Source organism: Saccharothrix sp. NPDC042600 (genome assembly GCF_040647305.1).
Classification (GTDB): domain Bacteria; phylum Actinomycetota; class Actinomycetes; order Mycobacteriales; family Pseudonocardiaceae; genus Actinosynnema; species Actinosynnema mutabilis.
In genome coordinates, this window is record NZ_JBEZBW010000004.1 from 135,806 (window position 1) to 149,299 (window position 13,494).

Consider the following 13,494-nt stretch of genomic DNA (forward strand, 5'->3'; position numbering starts at 1 on the left):
ACGCGATCGACGAACGGGGCCCTTCGATGACCGGTTTCGACTCCGACGGCTGGCGCGCGGACATGGCCCATGCCGTCAACCACCTGCTCCTGCACTTCCAGGCGCGGTTCGGCTACCCGCCCGACGAACAGACGATCGGCGGTCCTGCGGCGGCGGACGAGTTGGCGAGGGCATCGGGTGTCCTGCCCGAGCAGTTGCTGACCTTTTACCGACACGTGAGTGAGGTGGACCTGCCCGACGTCTTCAACGGGTTCTTCATCCACCCGCTGAACACGGTGTTGGCGAACCTGCCCGACCCGCTGACGCCCAAACACGCACCAGGGCTGACCGACTCGTCGTTGGTCGTGTTCGGCAGTGATGGCGGTGGCACGCTGTTCGCGTTGGGCACCGAAGACGGAGTCGTGTACGTGCTACCGGTCGGCGAGATCCGCGACGGCGCCTACCTGGGCGGTGGGGCGGAGCCCGGCCGCGCGGTGTTCCAGGACTTGTGGGATTTCCTGGGCTGGCTGCTGCACGCGGTGCGAGGTGTCGCCGAGGGCGACCTGGAGAAGGCGGTGTACCCGGGCTGACGGTCCGGATGCCGCGACACGGAACAGGGGGGCACGTGAAGCGCACGCGTACGTCGGTTGGTGCAGTTGTGGCGGTGGTGGCGCTGGTCGGCGCACTGCCCGCAGCGGCCGATGCCCAGGAGGGTGACATCACGGTTTCGGCGGGCGCCGAGGTCGTGGCGGGCCAGTACATCGTCACCCTGGCACGCGGACAGCTCTCGGCGTCCGCGGCTGAACTGGGCGCGCGATACGGAGGCACAGTCAGAAGGACCTTCTCCAGAGCCCTCCACGGATTCGTCGTCACGCTCCCGGAGAAGCAAGCGCGGAGGATGGCCGCCGACCCGCGGGTGGCCCGGGTCGAGGCCGATGCGGTGGTGCGGGGTCTGGGCAGCCGCACCACCTCGCTGTGGAACCTCGACCGCTCCGACCAGCGCGCCGCCATCCTGGACGGGACGTACCAGTACGCGGACGAGGCCGGACGAGGCGTCACCGCTTACGTGTTGGACACCGGCATCCGCATGTCGCACAGCGATTTCGGTGGTCGGGCACGTTTCGGTTTCGACGCCATCGGTGACGGCCTCAACGGTGAGGACTGCAACACCGACGGACACGGCACCCACGTGGCGGGCACGATCGGCGGGGCGACCTACGGCTTGGCCGACAAGGTCAACCTCGTGTCGGTGCGTGTCCTCAGCTGTGACAACCTCGGCACCATCAGCCAGATCGTCGCCGGTGTCGAATGGGTGACGGCGAACGCCGCCAAACCCGCTGTGGTCAACATGAGCCTCGGCGCGGCGGGCCGTTCGCCGACGGAGGAGGACGCGATCACGGCCTCGATCGCGACGGGGCTGACCTACGTGATCGCCGCCGGCAACGACGCGGTGGACGCGTGCACCTTCAGCCCCGCAGCGGTGCCGAACGCGATCACCGTGGCCGCGGCGAACTCGATCGACGAGCGCGCCACGAACTGGGGCAACGGGGCGGGGTCGAACTTCGGTTCCTGCGTGGACATCTTCGCGCCGGGCCAGGACATCAAATCGACCCACAACGCGACCGACAGCGCCACTCGCATCCTCCGGGGAACCTCGATGGCGGCGCCGCACGTCGCCGGTGCCGCGGCGCTGGTGCTGTCCAGGTTCCCCGACGCGACCCCGGCGGAGGTGACGGCGGTCCTGGTCAACAGGGCGACCCCGGGTGTGCTGCGTGCCGACAACCTGGGTGCGGGTTCTCCGAACAAGCTGCTCTACACGGGTGGAGCGTTCGAAGCGCCACTGCGCGACTTCAGCGTCGGGGTGGGCAGCTCGACCGCGACGGTCGGCGCCGGCCAGAGCGCGACCGTGGCGGTGTCGACGGCCAACCTGATCCCGCAGGGCCAGACGATCAGGCTCTCCGCGACGGGCGCGCCCGCCGGCGCGACGCTGTCCGTGAACCCGGCGGAGGTGGCGGCGGGCCAGAGCGCGACTCTGACCATATCCGTCGCCCCGGGGGTCAACATCCCCGCGGGATTCACGGCCACGGTCACGGGGACCGGTCGCTACGGGCTCACGCGCACCGCCTCCGTCGCGGTGACGGTTCCGTTCACCCAGGTGTGTTCCGTGTCGAACACGACCACTCTTCCGGTTCCGGACTTGGGAACGGTGTCCAGCACTGTCGAGGTGACCGCCTGCCCGCGCAGGGTAGCCTCGGACGCGACCGCTCGGGTGAGAGCCCAGCACCCCTACCGGGGGGACCTCTCGCTCGTGCTGCGAGCACCCGACGGAACCGAGCAGGTCCTGCGCGAGGCGGACGGTGACGATGCGGCGGCCGACCTCGACCAGGTGTTCCCCCTCCGCATGTCGACCGTGGACGCCAATGGCGTGTGGACGTTGGTGGTACGGGACAACTTCGGGTTCGACCAGGGTGCGGTGACCGGGTGGGACCTGGTCTTGGCAGTCTGACGTGGCGATCACCAGACGGGCGTTGCTCGCGGCGGCGGGTGCGGTGTCGGCAGTCGCCTGCACCACGCCGCCGGTGGGTCCACCGCGGGTTTCGAGACCGGTCGCCCACCAGCGCGGCATCGTCGAACCCGAGCGGCGGCACACGGTTCTGGCCGCGTTCGACGTGGTCGGCGACCTTGAGCAGGTCCTCCATTCCCTGCGCGGCTCGGCTCCGGCGGGCGATGCGGTGCTGTCGGTCGGGGCGTCGCTGTTCGACGCGCGTCCCGGGCTCGCCAGGCCGACACTGCTCACCACCATGCCCGCGTTCCCGGGTGACGTGCTCGACCCGACCGACTGCGGTGGCGATGTGCTTGTCCAATTGTCGTCCGATGACCCCTCGGCGCTCCCCAACGCCTTCGACGTGCCGGGAGCGCGTTTGCGCTGGACCGTTGAAGGGCAGCACACCGGCCGCAACGCGTTCGGGTTCCGAGAGGGCACCGGTAACCCCGACGCCTCGAACCCCGACTTGATGGACCAGCTCGTGTGGGTTCAACCGGGCGACCCGGAGCCGGAGTGGTGTGTCGGGGGCACCTACTTGGCCGTGCGGCTCATCAGGCTCGCCATGCCGACATGGGATTCGAAGTCGACCGCGGACCAAGAGCTTGTTTTCGGGCGTCACAAGGAGAGCGGCGCGCCGCTTGGAAGCACCGGCGAACACGACGCGCTCGACTACGTCAACGATCCTGAGGGAACTCGGATCCCCCTGAACGCACACATCCGCCGCGCGAACCCTCGCACCCCGGAAAGCCAGGCGCACCGCATCCTCCGCCGCGGCTACACATACCGCCGACCCGCCGACACCTCCGGGGAACACATCGGCCACATCTTCACCTGCTACCAGCGGGACCTCGAACGTGGCTTCGCCACAACCCAGCGCCGCCTCGCGGGGGAGGCACTGGCCACTTACCTGCTGCCGTTCGGCGGTGGGTATTACTTCGTCCTTCCGGGTGGTGACACCACGCCTGGAGAGAGGTGAAGGCCGGGCGGTCAGGTGACGATTCGGTCCGGTGACATGCGCACCGACGGACGTCGGACGGGACTGGCTGAGGCTGGTGCGGTGCGTGACCGAGGCGCACAAGTCCCTTCCCACCCCACCCGCTCGTCCCGACCTGTGGCGCACACCTCTCACCCGCAACCCACAGACCCGTGGCGAGCACGACAGCGAATGTCATGTTCAGATCTCGCTCGCCAACTCGCTCCTCCAACCAGACCACAACCCGGCCTGCTGACGCCACGAGCACACCGAGACCTGCGCACGACCCGACAACGGGCGCGATACCACCCCTGTGCCGAAGAAACTCGTCGCTATGCAACACAGTCAGGGAACGGGTATGGCTCATCCCGCAGTGCTACGCCTTCGACATATCTTCCGAATCGTTTCATTTCATCAAGACGGGATGCCGGCGACGTTGAAGAACGCGCTGGCTACCTGGGCCGCGAGTGGGCGTGGAAGCCGATCGGGTTCGTCGGCTACGGCAACACCTCGGCGGGCACGCGGTCGGTCCAGCACGCCAAGCAGGTCGTGACCACGCTGCGCCTGGTGCCGCTGGGCGCCACGGTCGCGATCCGCATCGCCGACGCCGTGGAGAACGGGCGGTTGCGCCCGGACGCCGCCCGCGACCGGGCGGGTGTGCACGTGCTGGACGAACTGACCCGCCTCGCCCACGCCCTACGGCCCATGCGCGAACGGGCCGTAGCGTCGCCGGGCCCCTTGCCAGGCTCCTACACGCGAGCGTTGACCCTCGATGACGCCGCGGAGGTCACCGTCCTGCAGCGGTGCTGCTGGGTGGAAGAGGCGCTGGCCAACGACACCCTGGCCATCCCGCCACTGCACGAGTCACCGGAGGAAGTGCGCGAGTGGCTGGCAACGTGGACCACCGCGGGCCTGCGGCTCGACGGGCGCCTGCTGGGCATGGTCCGCACCCGCCAAGAAGGCACGGACTGGCACATCGGCCGACTCGCCGTGGTGCCCGACCTCCGCGGCCGGGGCGTGGGGCGGTGGCTGCTGCGCGCCGCCGAAGCGGGCGCCGGGGCGGACGTGCGCCGAATGGTGCTGTTCACAGGCGCGAAGAGCCTGCACAACATCGAGCTGTACCGGAGCGAGGGCTACGAGCCCGTGCCGAACACGGGTCAGGCCGGAATCGTCAGCCTCGTCAAGGAGGTGCCGCGCTGACTCACCAGGCGGCGTGGTCGCCAGCGGCGGTTTCCGCACCCGGCGGCCCACCGCCACCGGTCCCGGCGGTGGGGCGTGGCAGCGGACCGTCCTGGCCGTCTTCGGCGATCCCGACACCCCCGGTCACGCGGTGGGCCGCCACGTGGTGACCACGGACTTCGGCGGCGACGGCAACGACGAGTTCCTGGTCGCCCCACGCGGACCCGTCCCGTGGCAGGGAGTGCTGTACCACAAGGCGAAGGACCCGCGGATGATGTTGTTCCGCAACGAGTTCGGCAAACCGTTGTGCCCGCCGACCCCCAGGGCGGTGAACGGCTGACACCCACACCGGACGCCGGCCGGCCGGACGCCACGCACGGCGCCCGGGCCGGCCCGTCACCGTGGTCGGGTCCCGATCAACCTCCGGTAGAACGCCGCTGTCGCCGCGTCTTCGGTGTCGTACTCCTCGAACGGGTCGTACTCGCCGCGCTCGTACACACCCACCTGCCAGCGATCACCGCGGCGGCGCAGGAAGTAGAAGTCGGTGGGCGGCACGTCACCGAACTCGCGCACTCCTTCGACCTCGTACATCACGCGCGGGATGCCCGCGTGGTCCAGCGCTTCCACCAGGGCGGTCGAGTCCACGACGGCCGTCACCCGACGATGGGGACGAGGTAGTAGTTCCTGACCAGCCAATCCACATTCCACCGGTCCGGGGCGCCCACCGGCGTCTCGACCTTGAACTGCTTCCCCCCACCGGGCTGCCCGAACCAGCTGGCGGTGGTCCCGCTCAGCACCGCGAACGGCCGATCCACCTTGTACCGGTAGTAGCCGTAGGACATCCGCACACCCGGCTCGTACTCACAAGTGTTGAGGCTCTGCGGCGGCAGCGAACGCTGCGCGTACGGCGTGCCGATCGGAGACAGGAACTTTCCGGACTGGCCACCGAAGCGGTCGACGACTTCACCCGGCAGGAGCAACTTCGACGACGGCGTACCGACGAAACCGTAATTCGAGGGGTATTTCCAGTGCTTGCCATCCCAGTACTTCGCCAGGAAAGCTTCCGCGTCGGGTTCGTTGCCGAATCGCTTGTACTTGTCCAGCAGTCGGCCGACCACGTGTGTTTCCGGCGGTAGGACTTTCGGGCCGAGGCGTTCGTCGTCGCGGAAGAACGGCCCTTCGCATTGGATCTGCGCCGTCGGCGGCGCGGCATGTCCGGCCGGTGCAGCGATCAGCCCGAAAACCGAGTGCCTACCACAGGGCAGGTACCCGGGAAATCCTTGCAGGACCACAGCACTCGACCAGGGGACGGCGTCACGCGTCCGTGCGCATCCGCCTGTAGGAGCGGTTGATGAGAACTGGATCAAATGCAGATCCGGCGTCTTGGGGTCACGTTGTTCGTGCCGAAACGGCTTTGGGATAAACCCGAACGTGTGCCCACTCGCCGAGGGCGCTGCCCGGCAACCGCGGCCGGCTCGCCACTCGCGGCGTATGGGGAGACCGGCTCCGCCACCTCGGCCGGGCCGGCCCACCGCCGAACTCCGTGGGTGGGGTCGAGGCCGGTTGCTGGATGTGATGGGCCGGTCGCCGCAGTCGCGGTCTGCGGCGATCGTGTCATCGCGTCTCTCCACTGTGGAGAGCGGTGTTCGGTGCGCCTGCGCTGCCCCAGCACTGGGGTCGCGGGACGCACGGCGTTGCTGTCCAAGATCCGGTGGCCGCCATGAGGGCCGGAGCGAGTCGAGCGAGAAGTGCCCCTGAACGTGGTACGTCGGGCCACCAGTGATTCCGCTATGGAGGGATCACGGATATCGCATATCGCCGCCTCGTCTCGACGAAATGTGTCACCCACAAGTTGCTTTGTCGGCGTGATCTATTGGGGTAGCCGGTGGCGGGAGTCCATCCGAAGCCGCGAGTGGTCACATGCGCGGTGACGGTGATGTGGGTGATGGCCGGCCGGTCGTCATCCATCTCTGCGGTGACGGTCACCGACGCCGATTGGACTAGTTCAGTGCGTTGCTGTTCAACTGCACAATCGCTCTGCGTCCTCGCCGCTGGAGAGGCCACGCCGAGAAGGCTCTTTGTCGCACCCGAACGGTGGATCCACCGCGAAGGCCCGATGCGGAGGACAGCGTCATATGCAAGCCTCGTGGTGAGGCCCTTGCCACGATCCCGGCGGATCGGCGAGCGGTGTCACATGTGGTCAATGGCAAGTGAAGGGTGGTCCTCGTGTGCGGCTCGCACAGGCGGGCCGACAAGGCGGCGAGTGGCCGCGGTTGGCGGTAGGACCCGCTGGTGATCGGATTCCGTGCCGACGGTGGCGACGGGCTTCCGGCGGTCATTCGACCACTATCCGTCCTGACGCGCCGGCGGATCTGCAACCCGAATTTCCCCGTAACCGGGTGCGGCTCGCCCCCGGATGCGAAAAGGGGCATAAATGACATCTTACGATGATACAGACCAGGTGATTTTTCCAGCCGGCGCCGCGACGCGGACCAGCGCCGCGGAGGCCGCGCAAGAGAAGTGGGACGCCGTCATCGTCGGTGGCGGCATGGCGGGTTCCATCGTCGCCGAGCGGCTGAGCCAAGCCGGCTACCGGGTGCTGATCCTCGAAGCCGGTCCCGGCAAGGACCTGGACCTCAACGAGTACGAGTCTTACCTGTCGCGGTTCTACGACGCGGTCGTCAAGGACAACCAGTCCCCGTACGAGTTCAACCCGAATGCCCGGATGCCCAGGAGCACCGACACCATGCCGGTGACACCGGACACGCCCCGAGACGACTTCTACCTCGTACAAGAGGACAAGTACTGCTCGGACACCACCTTCACCCGGGTCCTCGGCGGCACCTCCATGCACTGGGAGGGCAAAGCGCTGCGGATGCTCCCCGAGGACTTCGACCTGCGAACCAGGTACGGCCAGGGCCTGAACTGGCCGCTGGGCTACGACGACCTGGAGCCGTACTACCGGCAGGCCGAGGCCGAACTGGGCGTGGCCGCCGAAGTCGAGGACCAGGCGTACCTGGGGATGCACTTCCCCGAGGGGTACGTGTTCCCGATGCACCGCATGCCGCTGTCCTACCTGGACCAGACGGTCGCCCGAGGCGTGGACGGCATGCGGGTCACCCTGGCGGACGACGAGTACACGCTCCGGGTGCGGAGTTTCCCGCAGGCCCGCAACGGCGTCCCGAACGCCGCGTACGACGGCGGCAAGGGCTACGTCCCGGTCGGCGCGGTGAGCACGAGCCAGGCGGAAGAAGGCGAGCGCTGCCAGGGCAACACCAACTGCGTCCCGCTCTGCCCCGTGCAGGCCAAGTACCACGCGGGGAAGACCCTGGCCAAGGCGCTCAGCAAGGGGAACGTCAAGATCGTGACGCAAGCCGTCGCGTCCAAGGTCGAGATCGACGAGCAGACCCGGCGAGTCACCGGGATCACCTTCAAGAACTACGAGTCGACCTACTCCAACAGTTACGAGACCTACACCGTGGAGGGCCTCGTCTACATCCTCTGCGCGCACGCCATCGAGAACGCCCGGCTCATGCTGGCCTCCGGCATGCAGGACATGAGCCGCAGCAACCTGATCGGTTGCAACCTGATGGACCACGCCTACCTGCTGTCCTGGGGCTTGTTGCCCAAGCCGGCCGGCACCATGCGGGGCACGACCTGCACGGGCGGGATCACCGACCTGCGCGGCGGGCGGTTCCGCCAGACCCAGGCCGGGTTCGGCGTGGACATCCACAACGACGGCTGGGGGTGGGCGACCGGCTCGCCCTACACGGACCTGGTCGAACTCGTCGACAAGCAGAACCTGCGCGGGTCGGAGCTGCGCAGGACGCTCGGGGACCGGATCTCCCGACAGCTCCTGCTGGCCTTCATGATCGACCTGCTGCCCGACAAGAGCAACACCGTCACCGTGGACGAGCGGTACAAGGACGCCATCGGCAACCTGAAACCGGTCGTGTCGCTCAAGATTCCGCCCTACACCATGCGGGGTGCCGCGTTCGCCCGCAAGCTCGCGGCCGACATCTTCGAGAAGCTCGGTGCCGAGGACTGGACCCAGTACGACGAGAAGAGCTACAGCGCCGTCGAGCACGACGGCCAGTGGTACAACATCCTGGGCGGCAACCACTTGGCGGGCACCCACATCATGGGAACCGACCCGACGAACTCCGTGGTCGACCACACCCAGCACTCGTGGGACCACGACAACCTCTACCTCGTCGGGCCCGGCAGCCTGCCCTCCATCGGGACGTCCAACATCAGCCTGACCATGGCGGCGCTCGCCTTCCGCAGTTCGACCCACATCGTCAAGTACCTGCGTGCCGCGAAGGTGCCGGCCACCGTGCACGGCTAGACGGCCAACAGATCGGCGGGTCGAACGCGACGCCAGCCACCGCCACCCTCACCGCCACCGCCACCGATTGGGGCAACATGTCCGTTTCAGCACCAGTGGAGCAGGCCCAGGGCTCCATCATCCAGACCATCGAGGAGCTGCGCGAGTACCTCTACCGGGGGCTCCAGCTGGAGCACGCGACGCTCCCGCCCTACCTGACCGCTCTCTACTCGCTCAAGCCCGAGACGAACTCGGACGCTCGGCACGTCATCAGGGTCGTGGCCGTCGAGGAGATGCTGCACCTCACCCTGGTCGCGAACGTCTTGAACGCCGTGGGGGGAACGCCCGACCTCACCAGGCGCGGCTTCGTGCCGAACTACCCGACGCGCCTGCCGTGTGGTGTGGGTGACTTCGAGGTGCACCTCCGACCGTTCTCGCCTGAAGCTCTCGAAACGTTCCTCAAGATCGAGAAGCCCGCGGAGGTGGCCAGGGAGGAGGACAGGTTCGTACCGGTGGACTGGGTGGCCCTCGGGCTGACGTCCAACGGCTCGGCGCCGTCACCGGACGAACTGGCGGAGCTCGAAGAGTCCGGCTCCGTCCTCGGCCTCGTCCCGGGAGATCCCACCCGGCGCTTCTCCAGCATCGGTGAGTTCTACGAGGAGATCATCCGGGGGATCAACCACCTGGAGGACCAGGCCCGCGAGGCGGGAACGACGATCTTCACCGGCGATCCCGCTCGCCAGGTGACCCCCGAGTACTTCTACTCGGGTGGCGGCGACGTGATCAAGGTGACCGGGCGGGACACCGCGGTCGCGGCGCTCACGCTCGTCGCGGAGCAGGGCGAAGGGCTGTACGGCGGCATCTACGACAGCGGGGACGAACTCGCCCACTACTACAGGTTCCAGCAACTGGAGAAGGGGCGGTACTACCAGAAGGGCGACGAGCCCGGCTGTCCTTCCGGCCCGGATCTGCACGTCGACTGGAGTGCCGTCTACCCGGTGAAGCCGGACATCAAGCTCGCGGACCTCCAGGGCGACCCGGAGGTCCTGGCGGCGGCCGAGGAGTTCAACCAGTCCTACGCCACCTTCCTCACCCACGTCAACCTCGCCTACAACGGTCAGCCCGACCTGCTGCTCAAGGCGGTGTGGGAGATGTTCCGCGTTCGCGACAGCATGAACCGCCTCATCCGCAATCCGCTCGCCGGGCATCCGGGGAAGAACGCCGGTCCGACGTTCCAACTCTACCTGTCGAGGGAGGAAGCACCGTGACGCAAGGACCGACCGCGGATGAGGATCTACGCGAATTCGTGAAGTTCTCCGCCGCCGTGACCGGGTTCAGCGAGTTCGACCTGTGGGGGACCGGTCAGGCGAAGGTCTACTACGAAACGGTCTTGGACCAAGAAGGGCCGGATGCGATCCGGAACGTGATCTTGCCCGACTCCTCTGTCGACACCACCGACCCGGTGGTGCAGAGCATCATCAAGCTCTGGTACGTCGGCGTCTGGTACGGCCCGGAGCTGTCGGGACGTGCGGACGTGGCGGCCTGGACGGCGCCCGGCCGGAGCGGTGGGAAGCCCGCGGTCTCGGACGGCAGTCGGCCCGAGACAAGTCAGCTCCGGCAGGACGTGTCCGGGCAGCGCCAGGTTGAGGAAGATCGCGCGCACGCCGAAGACGGACGCAAAGCCTTGTTCGTCGTTTCACCCGCCGCCTACACCGAAGGGCTGCTGTGGCGGGCGATCGGTGCCCACCCGTCCGGCGCGAAGGCGCCGGGGTACGGGTCGTGGGTCAATCCCCCCACGTTCGAGGACTACCAGAAGGAGGAAGTGCGATGACCGGCACTGTCCCGGGTCTGAGTCGCGATGGTGTATCACTCGGCGTGACGCCGACCCTGTGGTGGAACGACGACTTCCCGCTGATCGACATCGGGATCCCGTTCGAGCAATGCGTGAGCGAGATGGCGCTCGCGGGCTTCGAGGGCTGCAGCATCGGCCACAAGTACCCGGCCGACCCCGATGTCCTCAAGGCGGCACTGGACCTGCGCGGCCTGAGGGTGTCCGAGCCATGGGTGAGCACTTACTTCACCATCGGCGACAAGGACCGGACCGTCGAGAACTTCAAGAGACAGTTGGAGTTCCTCAAGAAAGTGGGCGGCCAGGACATCGTGGTCGCGGAGTTCGGGCAGTCGTCGCACCTGCAGCCCATACCTGTCTTCGAGCACCGCCCCCGCTTCACCGAGGACGATTGGCATCTCCTCACCAGTGGGCTCGACTACATCGGGAAGCTGGCCGCGGATGGCGGGATGCGGCTGTGCTACCACCACCACATGGGCACCGGTGTGCAGACGGCCGAGGACATCGACAGGTTGATGGCGGGCACCAACCCGGACTACGTGCACCTGCTGTTCGACACCGGACATCTCCAGTTCGCGGGCGACGACCCGCTTGAGACCGCGGAGAGGCACAAGCAGCGGATCAAGCACGTCCACCTCAAGAACGTCCGCCAGTCGGTGGCCGAGAAGGTGCGGAGCGACCATCTCTCCTTCCAGGAGGGAATCCTGCAGGGCGTCTTCACCGTGCCCGGGGACCCGGAAGGCGCTATCGACTTCGTGCCCATCCTCTCGACGCTGGGGGAAGCCGGCTACGGGGGATGGCTGGTCGTCGAGGCCGAGCAGAACCCGGCGACGGCATGCCCGCTGGAGTACGCCAAGATGGCCCGCGCTTACCTCGCGGAAGTCCTGGGGTGGTAGCGATGAGCACACGCGACATCTATCTCAGCTTCTTCATGTTCACCGTCAACCTGCACCCGGATGATCCCCGGTACACCGAGGTCGTCGTCGGACACATGAAAGAGCTGCGGAGCATCGGGTACACGGGCTTCGACCTGCCCGTCTTCCCGAACGACGCGGGCGACCCCCAAGCGGACGTGCCGCGTTACGAGAAGCTCAGGGAGGCTCTCGACGCAGCCGGGTTGGAGGACGTGGGCCTGACCACGAACGTGGCCACGACGCCGGCCTACGATCCCACATCGCTGAACCCCGAGGTACGCGAGGCGGCCCTGGCCTACCTCAAGTCCCGGGTGGACATCACAGCGGCCCTGCGCGGCACCATCCTGGCGGGCCCCATCCTGTTCCCCTACAACGTGTTTCCCACCCTCAACGGCGAACCGCTGTGGAGTGACGCGCTGCAGGACTGGTTGCGGCCCCGGTACGACATCGCGCAGCCGATCCTTGAGCGGCTTGGCGAACACGCGGCGGAGAAGGGCGTCCAAGTCGCCATCGAACCCGTCGACCACTGGGAGACACCCGCTCCTAACATGGTGCGCGACGTGCTCGACTTCCTTGCCGGCGTGCGCGGTTCCAACGTCGGCGTGTGCGTGGACAGCTCCCACGTCGTCCTCGGCAGCAGCGGCCCGGATGCGTACCGCAGCGACATCCAGGATGCCGCCGACCAGCAGCGCCTGCACTACGTGCAGGTGTCGCCGCCGGATCGCGGCGAAGTTGCGGACAGCTGGATCCCCTGGCGCACGTTCCTCGAACCGATCATGCCCGTGTACGACGGACCGCTGCTCATCGAAGTCTTCAACGCCATCCCGGCGTTCCTCAATTCCTTGCGGCTGACAAGGCGGAAGTTCTGGATCCCCGGGGAGGACAAGCCAGTTCTGGGCGTGCCGAGCGCCTACGAGGTTGCCGAGCAAGGGATCAGGAAACTGCTTTCGGAGCTGGCCACGGTGAACGCGGCATGATCCGAGCTGCCCAGTGGTCAAGGCGCTGTGAACTTCAGGTTGAGGGTCCACAAGGGAGCTGCCGATGCCGTGGTCACGTCGGCTCCGGTCGGCTGACGTCTGCGGCGTAGGCGGCCCAGTCCTCGCCTGATGTGCGCTGCCACTGGACAGCCACTTCGATGTGGACCCGAGCATCGACGTCATCGACAGTGAGTTGGGGCGAGGAGTTCCTCGCCGCCGAGGAGATCGTCGCCGGGTCGCCGGCACCCACCAGCTGAGGAGGTCGCATGGCCGCGCACGCCGTGGTTGACAGTGGAACCGCACGTCAGTACACCTTCGTGATGGACGCCGGTGATTCGGCGTTGGACGAGTTGCTCGCCTTCGCCCGCGAACACCGCTTGCAGACCGCGTCGTTCACCGCCATCGGCGCGTTCAGCGACTGCACCCTGGCGTTCTACGACGTCGAAGCCGAGCAGTACGTGGACAACCCGGTCAGCCAGCAATCCGAGGTGGCCTCGCTGATCGGCAACGTGGTCCGCACCGAGGAAGGTGACTGGCAGGTGCACGCGCACGCCGTGGTCGCATTGCGGGACGGCACCACCAGGGGAGGCCACCTGCGTCGAGCGGTCGTGCGCCCGAAGCTGGAGGCCGTCGTCATCGAGACGACACACGAGGTCGACCCGGCGTTTCAACCCTGACAGCGGCTTCGCCCTCACCGACCTCGGCAGCGGTGACGCCATCGTCCACCCGGATCCGCTGCGACACGGCTCGG

Annotated in this window: 13 protein-coding genes; 11 read left to right on the forward strand and 2 right to left on the reverse strand. The window is 67.5% G+C overall.

The window, feature by feature from the left end; all coding sequences use genetic code 11:
* Positions 1 to 26 precede the first annotated feature (26 nt).
* The 5 genes from AB0A74_RS05210 (at position 27) to AB0A74_RS05230 (ending at position 5,016) form a co-directional block, all read left to right on the forward strand.
* Complete coding sequence (locus tag AB0A74_RS05210) at positions 27 to 569, forward strand: hypothetical protein (RefSeq protein WP_358247618.1); 543 nt, start codon at positions 27 to 29, stop codon at positions 567 to 569.
* 77 nt (positions 570 to 646) lie between these two features.
* Complete coding sequence (locus AB0A74_RS05215; protein WP_358247619.1) at positions 647 to 2,485, forward strand: S8 family serine peptidase; 1,839 nt, start codon at positions 647 to 649, stop codon at positions 2,483 to 2,485.
* A 1-nt stretch (position 2,486) separates the two neighbouring features.
* Entirely contained in the window at positions 2,487 to 3,500 is a 1,014-nt protein-coding gene (locus AB0A74_RS05220) for a Dyp-type peroxidase (RefSeq protein WP_358247620.1), read from the forward strand.
* Between the two features lie 546 nt (positions 3,501 to 4,046).
* On the forward strand, positions 4,047 to 4,697 hold the full coding sequence (locus AB0A74_RS05225; RefSeq protein ID WP_358247621.1) for a GNAT family N-acetyltransferase: 651 nt from the start codon (positions 4,047 to 4,049) through the stop codon (positions 4,695 to 4,697).
* Between the two features lie 13 nt (positions 4,698 to 4,710).
* The gene (locus AB0A74_RS05230; RefSeq protein ID WP_358247622.1) at positions 4,711 to 5,016 is read left to right on the forward strand and encodes a hypothetical protein; all 306 of its coding nucleotides are present in this window, start codon (positions 4,711 to 4,713) and stop codon (positions 5,014 to 5,016) included.
* A 56-nt stretch (positions 5,017 to 5,072) separates the two neighbouring features.
* On the opposite strand, the gene AB0A74_RS05235 is transcribed toward AB0A74_RS05230, so the two are convergent.
* Complete coding sequence (locus AB0A74_RS05235; RefSeq protein ID WP_358247623.1) at positions 5,073 to 5,333, reverse strand: hypothetical protein; 261 nt, start codon at positions 5,331 to 5,333, stop codon at positions 5,073 to 5,075.
* Positions 5,330 to 5,968, reverse strand: a complete 639-nt coding sequence (locus tag AB0A74_RS05240) for a TNT domain-containing protein (RefSeq protein ID WP_358247624.1) — start codon at positions 5,966 to 5,968, stop codon at positions 5,330 to 5,332. Before AB0A74_RS05240 ends, AB0A74_RS05235 begins: the two co-directional genes overlap by 4 nt.
* 1,142 nt (positions 5,969 to 7,110) lie before the next feature.
* Between AB0A74_RS05240 and AB0A74_RS05245 the strand changes: the two genes are divergently transcribed.
* The 6 genes from AB0A74_RS05245 (at position 7,111) to AB0A74_RS05270 (ending at position 13,420) form a co-directional block, all read left to right on the forward strand.
* On the forward strand, positions 7,111 to 9,024 hold the full coding sequence (locus AB0A74_RS05245; RefSeq protein WP_358247625.1) for a GMC family oxidoreductase: 1,914 nt from the start codon (positions 7,111 to 7,113) through the stop codon (positions 9,022 to 9,024).
* Positions 9,025 to 9,101: 77 nt separating this feature from the next.
* On the forward strand, positions 9,102 to 10,271 hold the full coding sequence (locus AB0A74_RS05250) for a ferritin-like protein (RefSeq protein WP_358247626.1): 1,170 nt from the start codon (positions 9,102 to 9,104) through the stop codon (positions 10,269 to 10,271).
* The gene (locus AB0A74_RS05255; RefSeq protein WP_358247627.1) at positions 10,268 to 10,834 is read left to right on the forward strand and encodes a hypothetical protein; all 567 of its coding nucleotides are present in this window, start codon (positions 10,268 to 10,270) and stop codon (positions 10,832 to 10,834) included. Before AB0A74_RS05250 ends, AB0A74_RS05255 begins: the two co-directional genes overlap by 4 nt.
* A complete protein-coding gene (iolE, locus tag AB0A74_RS05260; protein WP_358247628.1) occupies positions 10,831 to 11,748 on the forward strand; it encodes a myo-inosose-2 dehydratase in 918 nt (305 codons plus the stop codon). The genes AB0A74_RS05255 and iolE overlap by 4 nt, the downstream gene beginning before the upstream one ends.
* A 2-nt stretch (positions 11,749 to 11,750) precedes the next feature.
* Positions 11,751 to 12,743 (forward strand): sugar phosphate isomerase/epimerase family protein, encoded by a 993-nt coding sequence (locus AB0A74_RS05265; protein ID WP_358247629.1) that lies wholly within the window; start codon positions 11,751 to 11,753, stop codon positions 12,741 to 12,743.
* Between the two features lie 266 nt (positions 12,744 to 13,009).
* A complete protein-coding gene (locus tag AB0A74_RS05270) occupies positions 13,010 to 13,420 on the forward strand; it encodes a DUF296 domain-containing protein (RefSeq protein WP_358247630.1) in 411 nt (136 codons plus the stop codon).
* Positions 13,421 to 13,494: the final 74 nt, after the last annotated feature.

Excerpts from the sequence above, each read along its gene's own strand:
- AB0A74_RS05210 (WP_358247618.1), top strand. The coding sequence starts at position 27 with ATGACCGGTTTCGACTCCGACGGCTGGCGCGCGGACATGGCCCATGCC.
- AB0A74_RS05245 (WP_358247625.1), top strand. The coding sequence starts at position 7,111 with ATGACATCTTACGATGATACAGACCAGGTGATTTTTCCAGCCGGCGCC.
- AB0A74_RS05250 (WP_358247626.1), top strand. The coding sequence starts at position 9,102 with ATGTCCGTTTCAGCACCAGTGGAGCAGGCCCAGGGCTCCATCATCCAG.
- iolE (WP_358247628.1), top strand. The coding sequence starts at position 10,831 with ATGACCGGCACTGTCCCGGGTCTGAGTCGCGATGGTGTATCACTCGGC.
- AB0A74_RS05265 (WP_358247629.1), top strand. The coding sequence starts at position 11,751 with ATGAGCACACGCGACATCTATCTCAGCTTCTTCATGTTCACCGTCAAC.
- AB0A74_RS05270 (WP_358247630.1), top strand. The coding sequence starts at position 13,010 with ATGGCCGCGCACGCCGTGGTTGACAGTGGAACCGCACGTCAGTACACC.